The organism is Flavobacterium sp. ACN2 (assembly GCF_002303885.1).
Classification (GTDB): Bacteria; Bacteroidota; Bacteroidia; order Flavobacteriales; family Flavobacteriaceae; genus Flavobacterium.
Map to the genome: position 1 here is coordinate 127,237 of NZ_MRCM01000016.1, position 26,301 is coordinate 153,537.

Annotated in this window: 29 protein-coding genes; 11 read left to right on the forward strand and 18 right to left on the reverse strand. The window is 31.9% G+C overall.

Going from position 1 to position 26,301, the window contains the following annotated elements:
• Window positions 1-143: 143 nt before the first annotated feature.
• Window positions 144-1,277: an AraC family transcriptional regulator gene (locus BSF41_RS18330; protein WP_095930953.1), complete on the reverse strand. Its 1,134-nt coding sequence runs from the start codon at window positions 1,275-1,277 to the stop codon at window positions 144-146.
• A 168-nt stretch (window positions 1,278-1,445) separates the two neighbouring features.
• Between BSF41_RS18330 and murQ the strand changes: the two genes are divergently transcribed.
• The 11 genes from murQ to BSF41_RS18385 all read left to right on the forward strand — a co-directional run bounded on the left by murQ (window position 1,446) and on the right by BSF41_RS18385 (window position 11,035).
• A complete protein-coding gene (gene murQ, locus BSF41_RS18335; RefSeq protein WP_095930954.1) occupies window positions 1,446-2,258 on the forward strand; it encodes an N-acetylmuramic acid 6-phosphate etherase in 813 nt (270 codons plus the stop codon).
• A gap of 180 nt (window positions 2,259-2,438) precedes the next feature.
• Window positions 2,439-2,660: a DUF6095 family protein gene (locus BSF41_RS18340; RefSeq protein WP_095930955.1), complete on the forward strand. Its 222-nt coding sequence runs from the start codon at window positions 2,439-2,441 to the stop codon at window positions 2,658-2,660.
• 27 nt (window positions 2,661-2,687) lie between these two features.
• Window positions 2,688-2,918, forward strand: a complete 231-nt coding sequence (locus BSF41_RS18345; RefSeq protein ID WP_095930956.1) for a hypothetical protein — start codon at window positions 2,688-2,690, stop codon at window positions 2,916-2,918.
• Window positions 2,903-3,217 carry a type II toxin-antitoxin system RelE/ParE family toxin gene (locus BSF41_RS18350; protein WP_095930957.1) on the forward strand — a complete coding sequence of 105 codons (315 nt, stop codon included), beginning with the start codon at window positions 2,903-2,905 and terminating at the stop codon, window positions 3,215-3,217. The genes BSF41_RS18345 and BSF41_RS18350 overlap by 16 nt, the downstream gene beginning before the upstream one ends.
• The gene (locus BSF41_RS18355) at window positions 3,205-3,777 is read left to right on the forward strand and encodes a pentapeptide repeat-containing protein (RefSeq protein WP_095930958.1); all 573 of its coding nucleotides are present in this window, start codon (window positions 3,205-3,207) and stop codon (window positions 3,775-3,777) included. The genes BSF41_RS18350 and BSF41_RS18355 overlap by 13 nt, the downstream gene beginning before the upstream one ends.
• 2 nt (window positions 3,778-3,779) lie before the next feature.
• The gene (locus BSF41_RS18360; protein WP_095930959.1) at window positions 3,780-4,355 is read left to right on the forward strand and encodes a DUF1572 family protein; all 576 of its coding nucleotides are present in this window, start codon (window positions 3,780-3,782) and stop codon (window positions 4,353-4,355) included.
• Between the two features lie 85 nt (window positions 4,356-4,440).
• Window positions 4,441-4,812, forward strand: a complete 372-nt coding sequence (locus BSF41_RS18365; protein ID WP_095930960.1) for a DNA topoisomerase IV — start codon at window positions 4,441-4,443, stop codon at window positions 4,810-4,812.
• 181 nt (window positions 4,813-4,993) lie between these two features.
• Window positions 4,994-6,913, forward strand: coding sequence for a DUF294 nucleotidyltransferase-like domain-containing protein (locus BSF41_RS18370; protein WP_095930961.1), 1,920 nt, complete (start codon window positions 4,994-4,996; stop codon window positions 6,911-6,913).
• 2 nt (window positions 6,914-6,915) lie between these two features.
• Complete coding sequence (locus BSF41_RS18375) at window positions 6,916-7,548, forward strand: PolC-type DNA polymerase III (protein ID WP_095930962.1); 633 nt, start codon at window positions 6,916-6,918, stop codon at window positions 7,546-7,548.
• A gap of 158 nt (window positions 7,549-7,706) precedes the next feature.
• Window positions 7,707-9,182 (forward strand): hypothetical protein, encoded by a 1,476-nt coding sequence (locus tag BSF41_RS18380; protein WP_095930984.1) that lies wholly within the window; start codon window positions 7,707-7,709, stop codon window positions 9,180-9,182.
• A gap of 68 nt (window positions 9,183-9,250) precedes the next feature.
• Window positions 9,251-11,035, forward strand: coding sequence for a cytochrome-c peroxidase (locus BSF41_RS18385; RefSeq protein ID WP_095930963.1), 1,785 nt, complete (start codon window positions 9,251-9,253; stop codon window positions 11,033-11,035).
• Between the two features lie 67 nt (window positions 11,036-11,102).
• Here the strand turns inward: BSF41_RS18385 and BSF41_RS18390 are convergent, their stop codons facing one another.
• From BSF41_RS18390 to BSF41_RS23810, 17 genes are all read right to left on the reverse strand, one after another.
• Window positions 11,103-12,944, reverse strand: coding sequence for a type VI secretion system baseplate subunit TssF (locus BSF41_RS18390; RefSeq protein WP_095930964.1), 1,842 nt, complete (start codon window positions 12,942-12,944; stop codon window positions 11,103-11,105).
• Window positions 12,945-13,026: 82 nt separating this feature from the next.
• Window positions 13,027-13,458, reverse strand: a complete 432-nt coding sequence (locus BSF41_RS18395; protein ID WP_095930965.1) for a hypothetical protein — start codon at window positions 13,456-13,458, stop codon at window positions 13,027-13,029.
• Between the two features lie 160 nt (window positions 13,459-13,618).
• Complete coding sequence (locus BSF41_RS18400) at window positions 13,619-14,086, reverse strand: hypothetical protein (protein ID WP_095930966.1); 468 nt, start codon at window positions 14,084-14,086, stop codon at window positions 13,619-13,621.
• A complete protein-coding gene (locus tag BSF41_RS18405; protein ID WP_095930967.1) occupies window positions 14,064-15,404 on the reverse strand; it encodes a hypothetical protein in 1,341 nt (446 codons plus the stop codon). Before BSF41_RS18405 ends, BSF41_RS18400 begins: the two co-directional genes overlap by 23 nt.
• A gap of 3 nt (window positions 15,405-15,407) precedes the next feature.
• On the reverse strand, window positions 15,408-17,216 hold the full coding sequence (locus BSF41_RS18410) for a type VI secretion system Vgr family protein (RefSeq protein WP_095930968.1): 1,809 nt from the start codon (window positions 17,214-17,216) through the stop codon (window positions 15,408-15,410).
• 38 nt (window positions 17,217-17,254) lie between these two features.
• The gene (gene tssD, locus BSF41_RS18415) at window positions 17,255-17,650 is read right to left on the reverse strand and encodes a type VI secretion system tube protein TssD (RefSeq protein ID WP_095930969.1); all 396 of its coding nucleotides are present in this window, start codon (window positions 17,648-17,650) and stop codon (window positions 17,255-17,257) included.
• 151 nt (window positions 17,651-17,801) lie between these two features.
• A complete protein-coding gene (tssD, locus tag BSF41_RS18420; protein WP_012025247.1) occupies window positions 17,802-18,188 on the reverse strand; it encodes a type VI secretion system tube protein TssD in 387 nt (128 codons plus the stop codon).
• A gap of 182 nt (window positions 18,189-18,370) precedes the next feature.
• On the reverse strand, window positions 18,371-18,802 hold the full coding sequence (locus tag BSF41_RS18425) for a GPW/gp25 family protein (protein WP_095930970.1): 432 nt from the start codon (window positions 18,800-18,802) through the stop codon (window positions 18,371-18,373).
• An 11-nt stretch (window positions 18,803-18,813) separates the two neighbouring features.
• Window positions 18,814-19,527, reverse strand: coding sequence for a hypothetical protein (locus BSF41_RS18430; protein WP_095930971.1), 714 nt, complete (start codon window positions 19,525-19,527; stop codon window positions 18,814-18,816).
• Window positions 19,528-19,585: 58 nt separating this feature from the next.
• Window positions 19,586-20,113 (reverse strand): hypothetical protein, encoded by a 528-nt coding sequence (locus tag BSF41_RS18435; RefSeq protein WP_095930972.1) that lies wholly within the window; start codon window positions 20,111-20,113, stop codon window positions 19,586-19,588.
• A gap of 97 nt (window positions 20,114-20,210) precedes the next feature.
• On the reverse strand, window positions 20,211-21,581 hold the full coding sequence (locus BSF41_RS18440; RefSeq protein ID WP_095930973.1) for a DUF5458 family protein: 1,371 nt from the start codon (window positions 21,579-21,581) through the stop codon (window positions 20,211-20,213).
• A gap of 21 nt (window positions 21,582-21,602) precedes the next feature.
• Entirely contained in the window at window positions 21,603-22,052 is a 450-nt protein-coding gene (locus tag BSF41_RS18445) for a hypothetical protein (RefSeq protein ID WP_095930974.1), read from the reverse strand.
• 51 nt (window positions 22,053-22,103) lie between these two features.
• Window positions 22,104-22,616 (reverse strand): type VI secretion system TssO, encoded by a 513-nt coding sequence (gene tssO / locus BSF41_RS18450; protein ID WP_095930975.1) that lies wholly within the window; start codon window positions 22,614-22,616, stop codon window positions 22,104-22,106.
• 23 nt (window positions 22,617-22,639) lie between these two features.
• Window positions 22,640-23,809 (reverse strand): hypothetical protein, encoded by a 1,170-nt coding sequence (locus BSF41_RS18455; RefSeq protein WP_095930976.1) that lies wholly within the window; start codon window positions 23,807-23,809, stop codon window positions 22,640-22,642.
• A gap of 208 nt (window positions 23,810-24,017) precedes the next feature.
• Window positions 24,018-24,755 (reverse strand): hypothetical protein, encoded by a 738-nt coding sequence (locus tag BSF41_RS18460; RefSeq protein ID WP_141248162.1) that lies wholly within the window; start codon window positions 24,753-24,755, stop codon window positions 24,018-24,020.
• A gap of 42 nt (window positions 24,756-24,797) precedes the next feature.
• Window positions 24,798-25,775, reverse strand: a complete 978-nt coding sequence (locus BSF41_RS18465) for a hypothetical protein (protein WP_172426934.1) — start codon at window positions 25,773-25,775, stop codon at window positions 24,798-24,800.
• A gap of 143 nt (window positions 25,776-25,918) precedes the next feature.
• A partial coding sequence (locus BSF41_RS23810) for a hypothetical protein (RefSeq protein WP_172426935.1) occupies window positions 25,919-26,301 on the reverse strand: 383 nt, incomplete at its 5' end.

The following is a 26,301-nucleotide window of genomic DNA, read 5'->3' on the forward strand; positions in this document are numbered from 1 at the left end:
AACTTGTTCGATTAATTTGAAGCAAAGTTGCCTTAGAAAATCTTCCTATGCGACCGACAAAAAAAGTCGAACCATTTTCTCAAATAGAAATTGGTTCGACTTTATATAGGCAAGGCGTTCGACTTTTTACAAACCCTTTATTTTTAACTATTTCTGTAAGCTGTTGGGGTTAAATTGGTATATTTTTTAAATGAAGTATTAAAAGAAGATTTGGAGTTAAAACCAACTTCGTACAATATTTCTAAAACAGTTAATTGATTTTTTGAATGGTCTCTTAAAATTTGCATGGCTTTTTGAATGCGATATTCATTCACAAAATCAAAAAAATGCTGATCGATATGATGATTTATTAAAATAGATAAATCGCGAACAGGAATGCTAATCTGATTGGCCAATTCCTGAATAGTAAGTGATGGATCGAGAAATGGTTCTTTCTCAGTCATATATTGTTTTAAAGTACTAATTTGTGTAGTGATCAAATCATTTTGCTGGTTTACAGCTTCTGGCTTTTCATCAATTTCTGGCAGAATATCTTTTGTTAATACTAACTTAGAATTTACACCTCTAAAAAGTTCTGGATATTTTAAAGCTTTCATTATAAACCAGCACGTTATAAATAAAGCTATAGTTCCAACAAGGACATTTGCCCACAAAAACACTTCTTTGAAACCGCTGTACCTCAATATGTTTTTTAAAAGTACAATAGAATGTGCAACAAGAAAAACGCATGTCATTTGAAAAAGCCATTTATAAGTAGAAACGCTCGGATTGGTGTAGTTTTCTAGATAAATTTCTTTGTATTTCTTCAAGATCAAAAATACACTTACGATATAAAAAACGTACTGAAATTCTATTAAAATCTGTATAAAATAGATCTCAGACATTTGATTGAGAGGTCCTACAAAACTTCCTTCCTCAATACCTTTATAAATTCTAGGAATAAAAATAACGTTTGCAACTATAAAAGGAAGAAGATGAATGGCATGTTTCCATTTTAATCTAAAATCAGAATAGCATACAGATAAAACATACAAATAAAATGATGGCATTCCCAGTAAACAGAAAGTTGCTCTAAAAATTTCTAAATTTCTGTGATCTTCTGTATACAGATAAATAAAAAAACCGCTAAGATCAATTGCCGAAAAAATAAAGAACAAAGCAAATAAGCGGTTTGCCAGTTTATTTTCTGTTTTAACGGTTAGCAGAAAAAATGCCATTAATAAGGAAACGAAAACAGAAATTCGAGCAATTCCCTGTAGTAAATCTAATTGATCCATCTATCTTTTTATATTAGACAAATATAATATTTTCGTTTTTGTAACAAAGCCACAATAAAACCGTCTTTAGAGAGAAAAAATAGAAGAAAAAAATTGATTTTAAATCTCTGAGACTTTGCAAGATTGAAATAAAATATATTAATTTTGACGAGTCTAAATAACGATAAAATGACATTTACGAAAACTACTGAACAAGCCTCAAAATATGAACATTTAGAGAAGATGTCTGTTCATGAATTGTTATCTAATATAAACCAGGAAGATAAAACTGTGCCTTATGCAGTCGAAAAAGCTTTACCACAAATAGAAGCTTTGATTCCGCAGATAGTCGACAAATTAAAACTTGGCGGCAGATTGTTTTATATTGGAGCAGGAACTTCTGGCCGACTTGGTGTTGTTGATGCTTCTGAATGTCCGCCCACTTTTGGCGTTCCTTTCGACTTAGTAAATGGCATTATTGCAGGTGGCGACACAGCAATTAGACGCGCAGTAGAAAACGCAGAAGATAACCCTACACAAGCTTGGATTGATCTTCAAAACCATAAAATAGATTCTAATGATGTTGTAATCGGAATTGCTGCTTCGGGAACAACTCCATATGTTATCGGCGGATTAGAAACTTGTAACCAAAACAATATTATTACAGGTTGTATTACTTGTAATGCCGGAAGTCCGTTGGCATTGACGGCGCAATTTCCTATTGAAGTTGTAGTTGGGCCAGAATTTGTAACCGGAAGCTCTAGAATGAAAGCTGGAACTGCGCAGAAACTGGTTTTAAACATGATTTCAACTGCAGCTATGATTCAGTTAGGAAAAGTAAGAGGAAACAAAATGGTCGATATGCAATTAAGCAATGTAAAACTGGTTGATCGTGGTGTAAAAATGATTATGGACGAGATTTCGGTTTCGTATGACGAAGCTTCTGAATTATTGAAAAAATATGGCAGCGTAAGAAATGCTGTCGACAATTATAAAAAATAAAAAGGCTTCTGAGTGGTTGTTTAACCGCAAAGTATACTAAGATTTACGAAAGGTTCGCAAGGTTTTTGTCCAAAACTTTGCGAACTTTGTCATTATAAAATATAGCATATAAAAAACTTAGCGTACTTTGCGGTTAAATACAAGCCAACAGCTTGCAACCTTAAAATTGAAACAAAAAAGATGGCAACAAATAAAGAATTACTAAAAAAAGGAGTGAAATATTTATCAGGCGCTCTGCCTCTAATGTTTCTTGGCCCAACATTGATTTATAATGCTTTTATGAATCAGCATACCAACTGGCATTATCTTGTTTTAGGAATTGGAATTGTGGCTTGCCTAAGTTCTATGCTTTTGATCTTTTTGGGATTGAAAATTATTATGAAAGGTATATTTAATGACTAATTCGTATCTTTACTAAAACTCTTTGTCATGGATATACAAGCAGAAATAAATTGGATTCATCAAGAAATTGATAAAGTACAGGATCCATCTTTTGTAGAAAAACTAAAACATCTTTTACAATCAATAAATAATACCGCTATTGATTCAGATGCGGCTTATAATTTAGATATAGAAAATGCTTTGGGTAGCATTAAAAAAGGTAATTTCTATACTGAAGATCAAGCGAAAGAAATTGCAAAAAAATGGGGAAGAAAATAATCTGGTCAAAAGATGCATTAGATCAATTAGAAGACATTCATTTTTACATTTTCTTTGAAAGTAAATCACTTAAAATCGCTGATAAAGTTGTTAATACAATTTTCGACAGCACCGAGATTTTAAAAACAAAACCTGAAATTTATAAACTCGATAATCAAAAGGCCAGCAATGATGGTAGTTTTAGAGTTTATTCTATTTACGATTATGGAGTCTCTTATCAAGTAACGGAAGAAGTAATATATATTCTTCGAGTACGCCACAATGCTCAAAAACCAAAAAAACATTCATGGAAGCTCTAATTCACATTCAGAAAACATTTGAGAAAGTTGTTTATATTGATAAGAAAATAAACAATCGCGAGTTTGAAGATTGTGTTTTTAAAAACTGCGACTTTTCCAACAGCAACTTCAATTCTAATACTTTTCTTGACTGCGAGTTTATTGATTGTAATTTATCAATGACAAGTTTGGCTGGAACAAGTTTAAAAAACGTCACTTTTAAAAACTGTAAACTTTTAGGAATTGCATTTAACGAATGTGATGATTTTCTATTCCAGGTTTATTTTGATGAATGCGTTCTCGATTATGCATTGTTTTCCAATAAAAAAATGCCAAAAACTAAGTTCGTTAATTCTTCTGTTCGCGAAGTAACTTTTGTTGGAACCAATTTAACGAGTTCTGTTTTTGATAATTGCGATCTTGATGGCGCTATTTTTAATGAAACACAATTAGCATCGGTCAATTTTAAAACGGCTTACAATTACAAAATCGATCCTGAATTTAATCCGATGAAAAAAGCACAATTTTCTACTGAAGGAATTGTCGGATTATTAGATAAGTATGATATCAAAATCGTTTAGTTATGAGTGCCAATGAATCTTATCTAGAAAGTGTCAGAAAGCAGTTTTTGTATTATAAAATGCTTGGCGAAAAAGCCATTGACCAACTTGAACCTCAACAGCTTTTTATTTCGGTAAATGAAGACACCAACAGCATTGCTACAATAATAAAACATATTTCGGGCAATATGCTGTCTCGATGGACTGATTTTCTTACTACCGATGGTGAAAAAGAATGGCGCAACAGAGATTCTGAATTTGAAAATGATTTACAATCTAAAGACGAAGTTCTTGAACTGTGGAATAAAGGATGGAATTGTCTCGAAAATGCTCTTGAAAGCTTAAAACCAGAACAGCTTTCAGATATTATTTATATAAGAAATGAAGGCCATACGGTTATAGAAGCTATAAATCGACAATTGGCACATTATCCGTATCATGTAGGGCAGATTGTTTTTTATGCCAAACAGCTTAAAAACAGCGAATGGAATAGTTTATCGATTCCGAAAAACAAATCGGGAAATTATAACGCCGAAAAGTTTGCCAAAGAAAAAGAAATCAAGAACTTTACCGATGATGAGTTAAAAAGATTGAAATGACCCGTTTGTCAGTCTGAGCGTAGTCGAAGACCTTTTTGTGGCATAAAAATGAAATCTCTAGCTCTAAAAAAACAACTTAATTAAAATGAAAAAAATAGTATTCTTATTCCCTTTTCTAGCTTTAGTTTCATGCTATAATGCAGAACACAATTGCAAGGATTTTAAAACAGGGAAATTCAAATTTGAAACAGATGTCAATGGCGTAAAAAAAACAACTTATTTTGAGCGTAAAGACAATATCGAAATTGAAACTTACGAAGGAAAAACCGATACTGCTACAATACGCTGGGTAAGTGACTGTGAGTACGTGCTGCAAAAGAAACATCCTAAAAATATGGCTGAAGAAAAAGCGATCAGCATGAAGATTTTAAACACTTCTAAAGATTCTTATACTTTCGAATTTGGCTTGGTTGGTTCTGAAGAAAAACAGCGAGGAACAGTTTATAAAGTTGATTAAATAATAAAGGCTCCATTTGGGAGCTTTTTTTTGCCACAAAGACACAAAGTCTCCAAATTTTTTTATTCTCATTTTTTAAACTTTGCAACTCTGAATCTTTGTCCCTTTGTAACTAAAAAAACAAACGTGTTTCTTTTACATTTCTATTTTAAATAGTACATTAGAACTCTAATCTAACCAAATGAAAAATACCATTTCGCAGAGAGTTGCTGATTTTTTAAAAAATTATCCGCCGTTTAATTTTCTTCACCAGAGAGATTTAGAAAAGCTTTCTGAACAGATTTCTATTATTTATAAAGAAAAAGATGCCGTCATTTTTGCTGAAAATGACAAAACCCACGATTCTTTTTACGTGGTTCATAAAGGCGCTGTTGCACTTAAAAAAAACATTAAAAATACCGTTTTAGATATGTGCGATGAGGGCGATATTTTTGGATTGCGTCCGTTATTGGCACAAGAAAATTATATCATGGAAGCGGTCGCTCACGAAGAAAGCATTTTGTACGCCATTCCTATTGCGGTTTTTAAACCTTATGCGCTTGAGAATAGAAATGTTGGTAATTTCTTGATTGAAAGCTATGCTTCGAATACTCGAAATCCTTATTCAGACATTCACAAAGATAAATTGTATGGTGATGATCAGTTAAATGAAAACCTGCATTCGAGCAATCATTCTTTTGATTTAGCGCCCATAAAATATTCAAAAAAAATTGTAACCTGCAGTCCGTCAACCACTGTTAAGGAAGTGGCAAAGATTATGAATAAAAAGAAAGTCGGTGCTATTTTGATTGTTGATGAAATGCTTCCGATTGGTATTTTGACAGATAAAGATCTTCGAAATAAAATCGTTACAGGAGATTTTCCTATTACAACCACTGCCGAAACGATAATGACCAAACCTGTTATTACGTATCCTAAAAAAATGACGGTTACTGAGGCGCAAATGGCCATGATGAAAAGTAATATCAGTCATTTGTGTTTAACGAAAGATGGAACGGTAAACACAAAAGCGGTTGGGATTTTATCGAAACACGACGTTATGGTTGCACTCGGAAACAATCCTGCGGTTTTAATTAAAGCCTTAAAACGAACTAAAAAAATTAAGGAAATAAAACCTATTCGTAACCGAATCATGCAGTTACTGCAAGGCTATTTGGATCAAAATATCCCAATGACATTGATTACCAAAATAATTACAGAACTGAATGAAGCTTGCACCAATCGTGTTATTGAGATTTGCTTAGAAAAAATGAGCAGTCCGCCGCCAGTAAAATTTGCATGGTTGGCACTCGGAAGTCAAGGTCGTGGCGAACAAATGTTACACACAGATCAAGATAATGCCATTGTTTATGAAAATGTGAATGAAGTTTTTAGAGAGGAAACTAAAATCTATTTTCTAAAATTTGCCGGACTTGTCAATAAAGGCCTTTTTGAAATTGGATACGATTATTGTCCTGCCGAAATGATGGCTTCAAACCCAAAATGGTGCATGAGTGTGGACGAATGGAAAAGCCATGTGCATCATTGGATTACAAATCCGGGGAAAAATGAGGTCTTATTGTCCTTTATTTTCTTTGATTATAGTTTAACTTACGGAGATACCGAAGTAGCAAATCAATTGTCTGACTATATTTTTGAAGATTTAAAAGCAAATCCTATTTTTTATATGCATTTGGTGAGCGGTGCATTGCAAAGCCCCTCTCCTACGGGTTTCTTTAGACAGTTTTTGGTGGAGCAAGATGGCGCTAACAAAGATAATTTTGATATTAAACGAAGAGCTTTAATGCCGTTAACCGATGCTGCGCGTGTTTTAATTTTATCTCATTCAGTAAAATCGATTAGCAATACAGCAGAGCGCTTTGAGAAATTAGCAGAACTGGAACCTAACAATAGAGAATTGTATTTATCGTGCTCTTATTCTTTCAAAGCTTTATTAAAATTTAGAACCAAGCAGGGTCTTTTGCATCATGATTCTGGTCAGTTTATCGAATTGGAGTCTTTGACCAAAATGGAAAAAATTAAGCTCAAACGCACTTTTAAAACCATTAAGGAACTTCAGGAACTTATTTCAGTACGTTTTAATATCTCAAATTTGGTATAATCATGAGTTTATTCAATTTTTGGAAAAAAGAAGAAACTAATCTATTCGATGAAAATATTACAATCGAAGAAACTCGTTTTGTGGTTTTGGATACCGAAACAACTGGTTTTGATTACGAAAATGACCGTATTCTCTGCATAGGCGCACTAGTTCTTCAAAACGGAATTATTAATGTTCAGGAAAGCTTTGAAGTATATTTAGAACAAGATCATTACGATAAATCGACCGCTCAAATTCATGGTATTTTAAAAGATTTACTGATTAAACGTCCTACTGAATTGGAGGCATTACAGCAGTTTCTAGATTTTCTAGGAGACTCCATTATCATTGCGCATCACACTATTTTTGATGTTACAATGATTAATAAAGCTTTAGAAAGAAACGGACTTCCTCATTTAACGAATAAAACCTTAGACACGGCTTATTTGTATAAAAAGACTTTAATTCAATCTCATTTATTTGAACGAAAGGATCATTACACCTTAGATGATCTTGCAGACAAATTTGATATTTCCAAGAAAGATCGCCACACAGCACTGGGGGATGCCTACATCACTGCCATTGCATTTCTTAAGATTGTAAAGAAATTGAGAGAGAAAAAAGCAATTAGTTTAAATCAGCTTTTCAAACCTTAAGATTTTTTTATGAATCTTAACTTTACATTTCAACTCCATAATTTACCATTTAGTAATACTAGACTTATAAAAATTAGCAAAAAAGAAAAATAGCCATAACCTGTATTTTGTTTTTGAAAGATAGCTTTGTCGTAATCAAAAAAAACACAAAAACAATTATGAAAGCTAACTTTTTAAAATCAATTACCTTGCTTGGAATTGCAGGCCTTTCTGTAATAAGCTGCCAAAATGACGACAAAGATTCGAATAGTGTAAATGCTAGTATCGATTTTACTTCACATTCAAAAGTGCCACCTTTTGTTTATCCAATGACAGGTTTTGAAAATCTAAAAATCAGTACTTTAATTGCTAGTACAGATGTTCTTCCAGAATCTCCTTCTTTTGTTTATGGTGCACAACCTGATGGAGCTGGATTAATGAAAGATCCAAATGGTAATGGATATATCTTGATTACCAACCACGAAATTCTGCAATCTGTATCAAGAGTTTATTTAGACAAAACTTTCAAACCAGTAAAAGGTGATTATATTGTTGATGGCGTTGGTGGTTTAACTCGTTTATGTTCTGCTACATTGGCAACTCCAGAAATTCACGGATTTGGACCAATCTTCTTAACTGCTGGAGAAAGCGGACAAGAAAGTATGGTTCACGGAATCAATCCGTTGGGACAATCTTCAGATAAAGCAAGAAAAGATAGAGTTTTACCAGCTTTAGGAAAAGCGAGTATGGAAAACGCTGTTCCGCTTCCTAAAGAAGCTTATCCAGGAAAAACCGTAATTCTAATTGGTGAAGATCAATCTTACGCAACTTCACACGTAAGTGCTGGACAATTAATTATGTATGTGAGTACTGTTGGCGATTTGTCTAACGGAAAATTATATGCTTTAAAAAGAACTGATGGAAATCAAGTTGAAACGGATATCAAATTAAATAGCAGTTATCCTGTTGAATTTGTTGAAATTCCAAATGCAAAAAATCTTACCGGGGCTGTTATCAATACAACTGTTAACGACTTAAAAGCAATTCGTTTTTCTAGAGTTGAAGACGTAGATTACAGAAAAGGAAGCGCAAGCAATAATAGAGAAGTTTATTTTACTGCTACAGGTCAAGCAACTAATAACGCTCCTGTTGACGGTTACACGATGTGGGGAAGAGTTTACAAAGTGAAACTAGATGCTACAAATCCGTTAAAAGGAACTTTAGAATTAGCTGTTGAAGGTGACAGTACTCCAGGAACTGGAATCATTAACCCAGATAACTTATGTGTAACAGAGAACTACGTTTACATTCAAGAAGATGGTGACAGCTACTACGCCGACGCTAAACACGATTCATATATCTGGCAATATAGCATTGCGACAAAGCAAAATAAAGCTTGGTTAAACATGAACCACAAAAGAACCGATGCAGCCTGGAATGCTTTATATAATCAAACTGGCGAAATGAGATTAGGAAGCTGGGAGTTTGGTGCTATGGAAGATATTTCGGACATCATTGGTGTTCCAGATACTTTTACCGTAAACATTCACCCGCACACATGGCAAAGTGATGCATTCAAAAATGCAGACGGTTCAGGAACTCAAACCAACAAAGAGGGAGGACAAACTGTAATTATCAGAAACGTACAGAGATAATAATTTCAGTCAAAATCTATTAACAACCCTTATTTTTCGATAAGGGTTGTTGCTATTAAAACACTATTATGAAATTACAATATTTTTCATTTCTATTTTTAGCTCTTTGTTTGTTCTTTTCGTGTCAAAAAAATGAAACTTCTAAAACAACAATCAAACAGAATCTTCTTGTTGACTTAAACAAATTAAGCAATGAAATTACCCAATTTCAAAAGCTGGTAGATAGCAATGCTTCTCCAAAAGAAATTGTAGAACAGTTTAAAAAATCACGTTTATTCTATAAAAAAGTGGAATGGGCAATTGAATATTTTATTCCCGAAACGGCTCGTTTTATGAATGGTCCAGCCTTGGATGAAATGGAATTGGAAGAAAATAGATCTTTTGAGCCACATGGGTTTCAAGTAATCGAAGAAATCATTTATCCTGAATATAAAATCGAGGATAAAGAAAATGTCATAAGAGAATTGAATATTTTTCAATCTAACATAAAGCAGCTGAAAACCACATTTGAAGTAATCACTATTTCTGACGATTATGTTTTGGATGCAATGGAACAGAATATATTTCGTGTTATTGCTTTAGGAATTACAGGTTTTGATAGTCCAATTTTACAGTCTTCAATTTCTGAAGCGGGAGAAAGTTTATTATCAATTTCTAAACCTCTTGAAATCATTAATTCCGATAATAAAACACTAGCCGATTTAAAGAAATTAATCGCAGAAGCACAGCAATATTGTAAAGAAAACAATAATTTCAATGCTTTTGACCGAGCCTTTTTTATAACAGAATATTTGAATCCGATTTCGAAAAAAATTAAAACTTTTCAGAAAGAAGAGAATATTAAAAACGTAAAGAAAATAAGCCCATTAAAACCAGAAATTGAAACTTTGTTTGATAAAGATGCTTTTGATGTAAATGCGTTTGTACTTTCTAAAGATTACAATTACACCATAGATAAAGCTAAACTGGGAGAAAAACTGTTTTATGATACCAGCCTTTCAAAAAATAACGACAGAAGCTGTGCAAGTTGCCATCATCCAGAAAAAGCATTTACAGATGGTTTAAAAACAAACGTTTCGTTAACAGGATCTAATCTTGCACGAAACACACCTACTCTTACGTACGCTTCTTTACAAAATGCTCAATTTTGGGATATGCGTCAGTTAGACTTAGAAAAGCAGAGTGTAGACGTAATTCAGAATAAAGATGAAATGCATGGTTCAATGGATGAAATTCATGCTAAAATTCTATTGAATGCAGCATATATCAGCCTTTTCAAAAAAGCATATCCAAAAACTTCAAAACCTGAAGCCTGGCAAATTCAAAATGCTATTGCGAGTTATGTGCGTTCTTTAAATGCCTTCGATTCAAGATTTGACGAATACATGAGAGGAAACAAAAATGCTTTGAACAATCAGGAAATAGAGGGAATGAATCTCTTTATGGGAAAAGCAAAATGTGCAACCTGTCACTTTACGCCTTTGTTTAACGGAACCGTTCCTCCGAGTTATTCTAAAAGCGAACATGAAGTTATCGGAACTCCTCAAGATGCTTCCGGTAAGAAATTGAGCGTAGATCAAGGGCGATATTTATACAATAAAATGCCTCAATTGGTTGGAGCTTTCAAAACTCCAACAGTTCGAAATGCAGCTGTAACAGCTCCTTACATGCACAATGGTGTTTTTAAAACTTTAGAAGAAGTCGTTTCTTTCTACAACAAAGGCGGTGGAATTGGTTTAGGCTATGAAGTAGAAAACCAAACGCTTCCTTTCGACAAACTAAATTTGACTGTAAAAGAAGAAAAGGCTCTTGTTGCTTTTATGAAAATACTAACGGATAAGAAATACCAGTAAAAACCAAAATAGATTTCAGTAAATCAAAAACGCCAGAACTTTAAGTTTCTGGCGTTTCTCTTTATTTTTATTCGTTTTCTATAAAAAGACGATATGGAAATACATTTGAGGATCTATTTTTTAAGTTCTTCATAAAACTCTCACACAAATAATCCCATTCTGTTGCCGATAGATACTCTTTCTCAATCGGATTTACTTTTAAATGAATATCGACCGTTCGGCTAAAACCTGCTTTTACCGAAATCTCTTTTCGAGTTCCTTTCTCTATTTTAATATCTAAAATACAGCTTTTAAAATGATTAAATCCAAACGCTTTTATATCTGCAAACGTCACAATTCGACCACGCGTTAGCAAAGCATTACGGTATGCTAAAATTCTATCTTTATTATTTTGTTTGTTCATTCCGCCAACTGTATTGGTAATCAATACGGCTTCTTTACTCACAAACTGCATATCTTCTTTGGTTTCTAAAACAGTTCCTGCTTTTATATCATTGCCCTCTTCTGCACAAGTAGACCAATAATGTATTGAAAATGATTTCCCTAAAGATTCATCAAACTTAGGTTTTATCATTAAATAAGGATCATTATTTTTAGAAAAGCTACTTTCTTTAGCCTGCTGCTCTACAGAAGCCAAAAGCTGATTAATTTCAACCAAAGAACTATTCATAAAGTCTTTTCCTAAACCTGCAAAAGAAGAACTTTCGTCTTTTAAAAGATCTAATACGTTTTGAAGCAGTTCTGATGCACTTCTAGAATCAAATCTTGAAACTCCACCCGTTCTTAATACTGCATTTCCTTCTTCAATAACACCATCTTTAAATTCTTTTATTTCGTAATGATTATTGAATCCATCGACAACAGTATCAACATCCAAATAGATATTATTATCTGTTTCCAAAGCAATGTACGACAAGAAATTACCAAGTGTTTTATTTATAATGTGCTTCTTTTTGTTAATTACCGGAAAACAATTTGCTGTAAAAGAAACATTATCTAATATTTGAGGAATTAAAGATTCTGGAAAAACCATTTTTACCCAAATAATAGGATTGTCATTTCTATTTGTTATCGCTTCAAAACATTTGTACTCTTCACCATATTCACTAATAGGCTTATGGTTTAATGCTCCTTTTAGCGTGTAAAAGTTATCAAAATAAAACTCATTTACTTCCTGCATTATCTCGCTCAAATGCGTGTAATTGCGGTTTATAATGCTTTCTATATCAATGTTATTTATAGGAACATTATATCCCTCTTCTACCGTGATTTGTACATCATCCTGAAAACACTTCATTTGCTTCAGGTAGTAATGAAACATCTCTTTCTGATGCGTGTTTTTAATATCGATGTACAACATTAAATCTTCCAAATCCAACACTTTTGGATTTTTTAATTCAATTCCCATAAACACAATACCAGAAGGAAGAGAATGTTTATAATCACGAATAGCATCTTTATAAAAAAGATTCGAAATTTCGAATAAGTTTCTCTCGTAAGCAATATACTTTACCTCAGCAGACGCTAATTTTACTTCTAATGTCGGCGAAAGTGCAATTTCTTTGGTTATTGGAGCTAACGGATTATAAATATTATGAATTCTTCGACTTGCCGACATTTGATTCTGCAATGAAACTTTCATATTATTATCTATTGGCAAAGCATGCAAAATAGCTCTTGCCGGCTTTACTCCCGCCGTAACTTCTGGAAACATAATTTCTAGAACTCTTTCTACAACTCTTGTTTTAGAGTCTTCAAGTTCATGGGCTACTTTCTCCAGTTCGTAAGACAATGCATTAAGCATCATTGACACCACAGGGTCAAAAGATGTTTCCATCTCAACATCTGAAAAGCCCCATGACCTAGCTGCTCTTTTTAGCACTCTGTCTTTTATTCGATCTTGTCTCATGGTATTATTTTAATTCTACTTTCTAATAAGCATAAAATTTAAGCAGGATATGTAAAGAGAGACATTTTAAAACATAAAAAATCTATTTAATTGAAAATGTATATTTATAACGTTTCGATTTTAAACTGTCAACCCTTTCTCTACTATAATATGAAAAAACCTCTATATTGAGACTATCAATACATTCTTTACTTTTCAATTTTTTATTGATTATTTTATTTATTGAATTTATATATCTGTCTAATATTTTTTTTGATTGTGTTATTGAATCTTCTGATATACGAATAGTCATTTCTTGGTTTGCCTTGCATTTTTCAAGGTCAATTTTTGAAATCTCATAAAATATCACTTCAATTTTATCATTTTCTATATCTTTTTTTAATTCTTTCAACTCTTCAGCGACTTCTATAGTCTGCATTCGTTGTGAGCCAGCAGAAATAATTAAACCATATATAAAATAAATTATGACACTTACTGCTATTACAGAAATTATAATTACAAATATTTTTTTCATTATTTTATTTCAATTAAGGGAGGACAATTCGTAATAATATACTCATCATTAACTCTATAAAATTTGGTTCCTTTCCCCGCTTGTGCGAGCGTCTCGCTCGTAAGTGTTAATCCTCGCAAGCGTCCGCCCGTGATAACTTCTCTTGATGAATCATCAAAACTTATAGCTCATCGAAATCTACTATAATAATATTATTACCTTGATCTTCTATTTTTTTGTTATTGATTGTTGATGTACAATACCGGCAAACTCTAATTTTTCTATGACTTTGATCAAATCCTTCCTCAATAAGATTAGAGAAATTATGTATTTTGATTATCTCATCTTTAACATTAATTATTAAGGTATCCTTCAATAATATTTTCTCTGATATACCGATATTAAAATTATTTTCATATAAATAATCTTCTAAATCTTCTTTGATATATTTAACATTTCTGTTTTTAACATAAATCTTAAGATGTTTTAAATCTTTTTCTGAATACTTCTTTGAAAAGTTTTTAAAAGATATCCAAAAGCCTTCTCCACCAGCTACGTAAGTATTGCAGTTATTAGCTTCTTGCGTGTTGCAACTAAACAAAACAAGGAAAAATATAAATAATATTCTATTTAACTTTAATGTATCCATTATAATTTGCCATAAAATGATTTGATGTTATTTTTTTTCTTAAATATTTATTAGCCCCAAATGGATCAGTACCCCAAGAATAAACATTAAAGTCTATTTCATCGATATCTGCCTTAAAAAAACTTGGTTTATAATTCCATATAATAGGGGACTCTAAAACTACCCAATGTAAATCTAAGGAACTTTTATCCCATACGTCGTCAATTAAATCTGAATCAATCATTATTATTAATTTATAACCTAAACCTAATTGTTTATTTATGTCATTAATCTTATTCTCAATATCTAACGTTGTATAAACCAAAGGTTTTATAGGATTATAAACCCCCTTAGAACTCACATCATTATACCCTAAAAACTTTTCGCTTAAAGATGTCATTAGTGGAGGCCAATTAATTGCTTGAAATTCTTCTTCTCCACCTTTATATTTTCTATTATCTGTGTTTCTAGTTCCAGCCATTGTAATATAATCAATTAATGGCATATGAACTTTCTTTTTTATACCACCAATCCATTTCCAGTGCCAAGGATAATTTTTATCATTTAGTATTCCTTTTATAAAAGGTTGTCTGTCTAAAACTTCACTTTCAGGTTTAACAACATAACTGTTAAAAGTGGCTTCCCCTGTTCTAAAAAGTTCTTTCGCAAATTTTTTATAGGTATCTGGCTGTTCTTTAGCAAACAGGTAAAATATACATGCCATACCACATAAAGAAGTTCCTGACTGGTTAATTAACCAAGGTTTACCATTGTCTGTACGGTCAGTTATTTCGTCTTCAACAAACATTCTATCAAACCATCTAAAACGATTATGTTTCCATTCTTTATATTCACCTTCTTTCTCTGGATCTTTTATATATGCTCGGACATAAACAAAACGTCCGCACATATCTTCATCATTCATCGTTATTGTTACTGAATCTCCTTTTGTTGAAAGAGGTATTTCCAACCACTTATTTTGTGATAAACTATGGTACTTAATCATCCATTTTATATCTCTGATATTTGCTGGAGGACTTTTAACATAACTCTTTACTTTAAAATGATATGCTTTCCCAAAAATCATTCCGAGCTGAGTTGTTCCTGACCTATCATTCTTAGACCCCAGATCCAAAGCTGTCAAAAGCTCAATTTCCTTTACAGCTTCATTAACTATTTGTACAGGCAAATCTTTAGGTTCTCCGTGAGTAATACCTGCATCACTTGTTAAACTAACTGACGTACCAGAATTATAAACAATATTACCGTCAGAATAAATATTATGATCTCCTCCTGTAGTTTTGGTTATAGTACCTCCAACTATTCTTACTCTACTCATACCTTAGTGTGATTTAGATTTTTCCGCACTATTAACCTGTATTTCTTTTTTAGAGTGTTTATTTATTCCGCCTTCACTACTATTATCAATTCCTTTAACTCCAATTTCCTGTCTCTCTTTTGCAGTATGCGATTCCAAATTACCTTCAATATTTTCCATGAAGTTTCCTGTAACTGATAACATACTATCACCACCAACTGTTGTATTAAGCATCATACCTACAACACTAGTTTTGTCAGCACCAGCACTTTCTGTAATATTCATTCCAGCACTTACGCTAATATTTTGAGAAGCATTAAAATTGATGTTTTGCGCGTTAAGATCAATCGTATTGTTTGCTGTAATACTAATATTACCGCCAACAGTATCCATTACTATCTCGTTACCATTTTTATCGGCAATTATAATACTTTCGTCTTCGGTAAATTTTATTATGTGTCCGCTTCTGGTATGAATTGCTTTTATATTATTCTGGGCATCAGCATAACCGCTTGAATCTTGTCCGTTATATTGCGCACCAATTACGTAAGGATTTTGGACATTATTGCCTTCAAAACCAATTAAAACTTCTTCTCCGATTTCTGGAACAAAATAAAATCCTTTTCCTGGTCCAGAATAAGGCTGTACCATTCTTATCCAATCTGTAACTGCTGTACCGCTCGCTCCATAAAATTCTACTTGTACACGTCCTAATCCTTCAGGATCATTATTGTCTTTTACCTGTGCAGGCTGCGTTTCTGCTTTACCGTATACAAAAACATCTGTATAATGTGGAGCCGATACATCGGCAGGGATTGCTTTAAATTCGCAAGAATAATTTCCGTGAACCTGAGAATGGTGTACAACTTCTATAGCAATTAGCTCATGCACTACAGTTTGGTTTACTATTGTAAAAACCTGCCCAAGACCAATTGGAAAATAAGAAATCCCGCTGTAATATACACTGTTGGCATCACTACCCGCAGTTTGCAGTTTTACCATTTCCTCTAGTTCTTCTTTATTTGTAGCATTTGCAGTATAAGCACCATTATTTAAATCAGAATTTGCAACCGTTCCCTGATTATAACCTACAATAGCTGCAAAACTATCTTTACTTCCAGAGGAAGTCTTAGCGGCTGCATCACGAAAGGTTGCTACATTTTCATAATTATAACCATTCAGCGAAATTTTATGCGAGCTCATATTAGCTTGTATCTTAAAACTATGCAATGAAGCCCCGTTAATTAACTTGGTCTGACTACTTTTTGTTTGTCCGAACTGCATACGCATTCCATCAAAATAAAACCATTGCCCATAACGCTTAGCAATTCTTTTTAAGAACTCAAAGCTAGTCTCGTTATATTGCAAAAGGTTTCTAAATTCTTTAAGATAGGTTGATTTAATAGAATCTCTTTGATAAAATTCTCCAGGTCCTTCAGCAAAAATTCCCAGTACGATATCATCCATACTGCGATCTTTAAATGTTCTTGACTTTTTCATATCGTCAATTACAATACTGTGGCTTACACCAGAAACGTGTAATCCAGCTGGACTTCCATCAAGATCAATAGAAGAAAGTTCAGTAATGATTCCTTTACTCATTAATCTTATTCCAGTAAGACTTTTAAAGGTGAAAATCACCTCATCGCCAAGATAGGTTCTAAGCGCTTTTGCTTGATCTGCCGGATTAATTACTGCTTTACCCGTGTATTGCCAAACAAACGAAAAATGATGATGATCGGCCATTTTTTGAGATAGCTTTAAATCATAATAAACAACGTTTTGGGTAAAACCTCCTATAGTTATATGTACTTGTTCTGAAAAATGTGCCATAATAATGTGTCCTTGTTTTTTAATGAGCTTTTAAACAATTAATCTAACGCAATCCAATTATTTGAGAATTTAGCGTCTCCAAAAGTCAATTCTTTTGCCACTAATTCCATAGTAATTCTCATTGGGATTTCGGTAGTGCTTGTAAATTGCTCATCGTAACCAATACAAAATGCTTTAGTAAACGAAAGCTCTTTCATTTTACTTAATGCATCTCTTCTATAAAAAACAATTTTGCCGTCTTTGGTTAAATCTCCGTTTAACATCCAAGACAAAAAATGACTGTTCTGACTTGCTTCGATAATCATTTTTATTACTCCGCCTTTAGCATTTCCTGTAGGTTTGCTTGTTGTGTCAATTTCTTGTTTGAAACCAATATTAAATTCAAGAACATTATATTCTTCGCCGTCTATATGTAACTTAGATAAAAAACTCATTTGTAGATTTGTTTAGATAATTAATTTAGGAAGTGTGAAAATCCAGCTAATCGGGAATTGAAAACCAGATATTCTAAAAAAGAAAACAAAAAAGGAAGTCCACTTATCGGACTTCCTTTTAGTTTAATTAAGATTGATAAAGTCCAAAGGATTATACCCAAGCATTATCAAATTCTCCTCCACCCATCGAAATTTTACGAGCAGAAATCATAAAAGTTTCAGTTAATGGATTTTCACTGTTATGATCAAAGTTTTCTTTGTACTTAACCATGTAAGCTTCTGTAAACTTTAGCTCTTTTAAAGTAGCATTTGAATCACGTTTGATGAATTTTACTGACCCGTCTTTTCTTTCGAAATTGTTAGTCATCCATTCAAACAATTCAGTACTTCCAGTTGATTCAACCTCGATCATGATTCTTCCTCCACGTGTTACTGTAGATGGACGCCCAGAAGCATCTGTTTCTTGAGCTAAATCATAACTAACGTTTAATACTTTGTAATCTTTTCCTGCTACTGTTAATGATGTTAAAAACGACATAATGAAAAATTTTTAATTATTAATTTATTTATTTATGCTGTAAATATATAAATAAAATCTTATTATAATAATTTATTTAATAAAACTTTATTTACAATATATAATTATCAAGTTATCAGATATTTAAAAACTAAAAAACATACTTTTTTAGCCTATTGAAATAAAAATAGTACTAAAAAAAGCTATTTATATGATAGCGGTCCAACAAAAAAGTACCCTCTAAAGTCAAAATCACGATTGGTACTTTTAATTGTTGCTTCAATTATTATATCGACTTTCTTTTTTGATCTGCTTACATCATCAACAAAATAGATCGTCTCAGATAATTCAACTTTAAGCTCGTTTACTTTTATTCTCTTTTCATGAAAAGCCAAAGACTGTTTCATTGTTTTTGAAATGATTTCTTTTAACGTATTTTCATTCATAAGCAAATCAAAGTCGATTTCCCAGATTTTTGAACCAAACGTTTCATCAAACTTGCACTCACCAAATGTAGTAGTAGCTAGTAAAATGATCTGTTGGGCGATAGAATGCTCAATCGAGGTTTTTTCTAACTCTTTTTTTTGCATTACGCTATTAAAATCTATTGGAAGTTTGTAAAATGCTCCTTTCATAATTTTGCTTCTTAAATATAAATCAACTTATTAGCTTGGCCTTTTTTATCTGTTTCCATTTCTTTAGAAACTCGTCTGCGTTTAATGATATGCAGTTTAACTGATGGTGTTAGTTTTAGAAATTTTTCTCTGTATAGTATATCGCCAATGAATCTTTGTCCTTTTTTCTCATCAACAACTACAAAATAGCTTATACCCTTCTCTACTTTTAGCGTATTAATATCACCAGCAAAAAGCTGAATATTTTGTTCGCCTTTCTGAAAAGTGTAAGTCAGTTTATCTTCATCTAGCTTTCTGTATTTCGAAATATCATAGATTTCCATTTCTTCTTTTAAAGGTTCGAAGGGGATATTTTCAAAAAGAAAGTTATTTGGAGCTAAGAATTTTAAACCTAAAAAGCTCCATAATCCTTTTTTCTTTGTTTGCTGTTTATAGAAAAAAGTATCGCGGGTAACTTTATAGATTTCTTTTTCGTTTGTTTTATCATCTGTAACGATCATTTGATAAACAGGAATTTCAATTTCAGCAGGAATTTCGACATCTTTTAAATGTGTATTCAAATAAACCGATCCAACCTCCTGTTCTGAAATTGTTATATTGATACTATGCTTTTTTAAAGCAGAATCTGTTTTTACAATCACTTTTCCTTCTCCGCTTCCTGCATAGAAAACAGAACCATCGTTATCTGTAAGTCCTAATGAAAGGTTCAATTCTGGAAATGGCATATCTTGATTTTTTATTAGAGATTATATTTAAGTTGTGTCAAATTCTGTCAATCGAATTCTATTTTTTCTTTCTCACTTTATAAAGCTTTAAACAGTGCAGATAGAACCTTATATTTTGATTATCAACTTCTGTGGGACTAAATTCATAGTCTTTTTTAAGTGTGAAAAATTTAATTGTATTGATACTATTTGACATTAATTTCTTGATGTCTCTCCGTGAAAGTTCAAGAGCTGCAGTTCCATCACAATTTACCTTGAAAGTATTTTTAAGAATATACATTTCTCCATTTTTAAAATAGAGTTCCAGCGGCTGCTCTTGTTTTACACAAACATTATCTGTAAAAATTTTAAAGTATAAATAAATGCTGCCTCTTCTTTTTCCTAACTGAAAAACAGCGTATTCATAATCTTCGTTGTAAACACGAAGTAAAATTGGGGTCGCACTTGCAAATAACTTTCCTGAAAGCAATAAATCGTTTTGCGTAATAGGGCAACTTAAAGTATCAATTTGTTTTACTTTTTGTGCTTTAATCGAACTTGATATGGAAAACAAACCGACTAAAAGTAAAATTTTAAGTACGTTCATGAATTTGAATTATTTGGTTTGATCATTCAAAAGATCAATGTTTTGTTGAAAAAGGAAGCACAATTTTATGTGCTTCCTTTTTTTATTTACTGTACAATTATTTTTGCTCGTAATCTGTATCCCATTCTGTTCCGTCATCTCCTTTGTGTCCATCCATTTTAATAAGGAAGTTTTTAGCAGGGAAATAAGGTTTCATGTGGATATCCATATAAATTCTGTCTTTTTGAATTGGATCTTGCTCGAATCTGCGGATTTCAAAATTCTCGATCAATTTATCTGGACCTGTGATTCCGTCAAGGAAAGCCACAATCTGATTCATAATCTCTTTACGTGTTTTAGCAGTAAAGTTTTCGAAAGCACGACGATTAAGGAAATCCATTAATACTTTAGTAACATAATCAAAAACACGAACTACAGAATAAGTCTGTAAACCTAAGTTATCTCCACTGAATAATGTTTTAGCAGAAAATGCCATAACTTTTCCGTACTCGTTTACCATTGGAACCAAACCTAAGTTTTCAAGATTTGCGATTTCGCTTTTCTTAAGATCAAATTTTACTCCGTCAACTTCATTAATTCCTCCAAATTTCTTACCTGCAGTAACTTGAGACATTAATGTTTTGTAAATTTTTCCTGCTAATGCTGCAGAAGGCGCAACGTGTAAATCTTCGCTTTCTCCAATTTGATCAAATCTACCACGTCCAACAAGCCAGTTACACGTCATGATTACGTTAGAACGGTAAACATCTCCTCCTGTTAAAGAAGCAGCATCAAACATTTCCATTACATCATCCGGTTCATCTAAATGTTCGAAATCTGTAACCAACATTACTTTATTTTCATGCGCAATTTTTGCCCATTTTTCAATCACTTTATTAGAACCTAAATATCCAGGAATTACCAAAATTCCGTAATTATTTTTAAGGTCTAAACGATCGTAATTATCCACTAATTCTGAGTGAATTGCATCGATAAAACGTGTATTGTCCAGATCTTTTAACTGATCAAGTTCAGCATTTACAATCGTAACATTTTTTACTTTATCTGTTTCTGTATTTTTAAAGAATAAAGCTAAAGTTCTGTAAGCCGCTTCAATCTCTCTTGTATCTTCAACAGCTTTTGCAAGGTTTTTTTGTAGCAAAGCTTCAGATTCTTTGCATTTGTCTTCACTTTGTGCTACCATGTCAGTCAAAGCTTCATTATTGCTTAAAACCGAAGTCCAAAGTTCTAATGTTTTCAAAAGCGTTTCTCTTTCTTTTGCTTTGTTTACTTCGCCTAAAAAGATTTTTCTTCTTGCCTTTCTCTCTGGATTAAGATTTTGAACTCCTTCAATCGACATTTCCAGTAAATCAAAACCGCCGTATTTAGCTAGTTTTTCAACATTTTTTTCAATCGAAATTCCTTTTACTGCTTTAGGTTCTAATACCGCTGTATCAAGATCTCCTTTATATGCTTCTTTATTTGACATATCTAAAATATTTTAAGATTCTTATTTGTTCTCTTTTAACTCATTGATCAATGCTCCAAGACTTTCTAATAAAGCTTGTTTTGCTTCTCCGTCTTCTAAAGCCGCTTTTAAAATCTTATTTGATTTTAACTGACGGATAATTTTTTGATATTGATCCTTTTCTGTCTCAAGATCAGATAAAAAACTACTTTGTGTAGTAATTCCTTTTATTCCAAAATCTCCTAAATTTTTAAAGTTTAAAGCTTCTACTTTAGTAGCTCCGTCAACAGTTTCAAAATTTACTTTTACTTCTGGTTTAAAGTGTTCAAATGCTTTTTCGATACTTGTAATTCCTTCTACCAATTCAGGTTTTACTGGAGCATCAACTGTTAACTTCTGAGCAACAAGTGTTCTGTTTTGAGGGATTGCAGTGATTGCTTCATCTGCATCTATTTTTACTTCGTTACCTCCAATTCCATAATTTGACAACATAATTTGAATTTTTTAAATGATTGGTTTATTATTTTTTACTCTAATTTCTGTTTATTGATTTTGATAAATCTGACGACATACATCTAAATCTCTGCTTACTTTTTCCAATTCTTCTTTGTATGTTTTAGCCGATTGGTTCAAACTGTCTATTAAGTGAGAATTGTGCGTAAGACTTCTGATCTGCTTTTTGTAATCAATAATATTCTTGTAGGCCAGAATAACATTGTTGTATAATTTTTTATTTTCAGTCGTATCTTTTGGTACTTTCTGATAAATATTTGCAATCATAACATTTGCCAGACGCTGCTGAAAATCGTTATCTACTTTTGGCGAATTAATAGAATCGATTGTCATTCTAATACTGTCGATTTTAACCGAAAAGTTAGTTTGATAATCGTATTCTCTTTTCATCATTTCATTCTCTGCTTTCAGCATTTTATTTTCTGCTACTGGCATATAAAAGTTGAACGAAACAGCAAGCAGCATAACGCAAAAAGTTAGGATAAAGGCAATTAAAAAAGCGATAAAAGCTTTCTGGCGTTCTTGTTTGTTTAATACTTCCATAATTTATATTACTATTTTACTTTTTAATCTTTGATAAAGAAACCGTGACGTTTTGGGTTATGAACGATATCTTTTTTATCTGTTTCAGCCACAAACAATTCGATGTTTTCTTTCTTCTTGCCTATGTAATCCAGTTTGTTTAATGTTTCAAATAACTTCTCTATTCTGGCCAAAGCATTCATTACAAGCGAAGCTGTTTTATCAATGTGCACATGATCGTAACCTGCATTAATAAGAGTGGTAAATAGGATCTCTAAATCTCCCTGTGAAATATCGCACCACTCGGCAAAATAATTCAACAACTCTTCTTTTCCAGCTCCCGATTTTGAATCGATAAAATTCTTCATCACTCTCGCAAACGATACTACCGAACCTAGCATTGAAGCTGGGTGCTGATGCAGTGAAAACCAACGAAATTGCGTTAGAGTACTTCCCAAATAATACCCTGTATTGTCTGCCAGCTGCATTACAGTCTGCGGTAAAACTCCTGCCTGTTGTCCTCTGTTTATTTTTTGGGAAATCTGAACAGCATAAATTTCAATCTGACCAAACGAACGGGCGATCTGTGCCTGCATATCAACTAATTTTGGATGACAAGCCACTGTAACTGATGGCGGAATATAATCTTCATCTAAAACTGTCGTGTCTCCAATAAGCACTTTACCAATTGCCAAGTAAAAACCTCCATACCCAATTCCTGAGCGGAATTCTTCGGCTTTAATTAAATGCAATTTGTATTCTGGCTGCGTGTACGGATATCTTGGCGGAACCTCATCTGGATCTGGCTCTCCAAAAGGGATTCTCTTTTTAGAATTAACCGAAATACAGGCTAATAAAACCAATTGTTCTCCATCTTTTATTTCATAAGTATCTTCTGGATACGGAACCTGAAGATCTAATGTATCGGTATTGCTTTTACTGATTTCGATTCTTGATCCGTTTGGCGTTATAGCGTGGCACTCTTCTACTCGAACACGAAGCAGTTTGTGATTATCGATTCCTAAAGTAATTTTTGTAGTTTCTTTATTTCGGTTTCCAGAATCCAACAACCCATAACTTATTGGTGTGGTATGAATACCAATTGCATCGTTTACCAACTCAGAAACGTTGTCCTGAATAGATAAAAAATGACTCTTATTTATCTTCATCCCATCAATCCAGTTTACGGGAAAATGACTTAATTTTTCTATCATAATTCTATTAGTTTTTATTTTGAAAATGAGAATCTTTCGCTTCTCTTTTGTTTGGTTAGATTTTGATTATTAGTGAAGTTTATATATTATAACAAGATTTTACGGGTTAAATGGGTGCAATTGTGCGCACTCAACCTAATTTTCAACTTCCCTCTTGGATTTATATTTTAGTTTTAAAACTTTTTTTAAGTGTTGTAATGTTTTTATTCTAATTACAAAAATCAAATGCGATAAACTTATACGAGTTGTCTTTCCATTTTATCCATTTCGCAACATCTTTATATTCTTCCACATAATCACAGGACGTTTTAGAAACAGATTTAATCTTCATAGAATCTCCTTTTACTTGAAGTACTTCATAATAATATAGCTTCTCCTCTTTCGAACTATTTTTAACTTTTGTTGTCAGGCGAACAAAAGCTGTCTTTGCATATGCTTCCCATGAACTAAACTTATATTTACATCTCTGTTTACTAATTAATCTTTTTTCTTTATTTATATAAATAATTAAAAAATCATTATCGCTTTCAGGTTGTTCTGCATCGAAGCAGAATATTCTATATTCAACATTTGGAATCAACTCCCTTGCAACAACACTTTTTGGTAGTTTTATATCAAAAGGTTCTTCTACATTGCTATTTAATTTTATACTTCCAAATACAGTTTTATCAACATTTAAAATTTCGATATCCATATCTATTAATAATTGAACTACACCATCACCTCTTAATTTATCTTCAGTGTAAAATTTAATTCCACCGTATTCTGCAATCATTGTAGTTAATGTATCTATTAAACCATTATCTGTAAATTTTTCCTTATCATTATTCGAGATTGATTTGTTCGAATAATTTATTTTTTCTACACTTTTATCATTACTTTTTATTGGTTTTCCAGTACAAGAAATTAGCAGAGCTATTATTAAAAAATTAAACATTATTTTCATTACCATCTAAACTATAAGTATCATTAATTTTTCAAATTTTAATTATTTAATAATTACAATTAAGCCATTTTCATCTATTTTAAATCGCTCTGTGTTTTTGATTTTTAAATCTTCACCGCTTTTTGATTTAGTATTTATCACAAAAACATAATCTCGATCTATTTCAAATTCTGTTATTTCAGATATTGTATTTGGTTCATCAATATCTTTAGCAAAACCAATATCTTGCTTTGTAATAATTTTATCATTTTTTATCGTTACTAACGTATAGGTAAAATCATCAAAATTGAAATTTGCTAAAATAAAAACCTTAACATCTTTTATGTCTGGTAATCTTAAATAATCTTTATTGTCTAAATTGGCTATATTACAATATAGTTGATTCCATACATCATTACCATTAATAATTTTATTTGTTATAGGTAAATTTGTAATCTTAGTCTTTGAATAACAATCATCTTGATAATTGCCATTTTGCCTTTTAAAAAACACCAGATAATCATCAAATGTTATAATAATTATATTATCAGCAATAATTAATTCGTCCCAAGGAATTTCACAAGCCTTTTCAGGATATAATGATTGATAAACCGTAATTTCATTTCCAAACTTTATTTTGTTTTTCACAAATATATCCTCATACAGTTTAGCCGTTTTGGTACTTTCATAATATTCTGTTAGGGTTTTATTACTTTTATAATAATCATAAATACATAATTCTCCTATCTTTACTTTCTTTTCATCAATTTCTATTTTAACATTTTTAAATTGACTTACAATTTCATCTTTCGTCATTTTAGATGTTCCTGAGATAGAATTTTCAGAAATTTTATAAAATGACCAATAATTCCTTGCCAAACTATTATCATTTAACTCTTTGTCTTGACTTGGTTCTAATTTAGAAGCTCTTTTTATTGAATCTTCTTTTAAATCTTTTCCTAGACTGGCATTGATTTTTGAATCTCCTTTACAGTTTACAAACAATAAAGTCAAAATTGCAAAACTTAATATTTTTTTCATTTTATTTAATTTATAAATTCCCTCAGCTAACAAAAACATAATACTTTTGCTAGCTGGGGCTTTTCTTTTCAATATGTCAAGGAGCTTAAATATATATTCACTTAAAAACTATTCTTCACATTTTTTAAAACGATTGGATTTTATCATCGCTTTATAATTTTTCCATCATTTTTAATAGTAAAATTTTGCAATGAAGAAGAATTTCCTGTTTCAGTTTTAACAATCAGATTATAATCTTTATCAATTGAAAAAGTAGTCGTCTCTTTGTTTTCTTCATCTTCGGGTTCGTACCATTCTCCTTCTACATATAGATTATCAATTAACCTATTGTTCTTTATTGTGAGTAAATAATATCTATAATCAAAATCTCCACAATCTTGGGGCACTAAAACAACGTTCACGTCTTCTCTATTAGGTAATGAGATATATCTAAGTTTTTCAGAATTACAATTATATTTTTCAATTCCACTTATAGAATTACAATCGAGAAGATTATATTTCAAAATCTTGGTATCTCTAAATATAT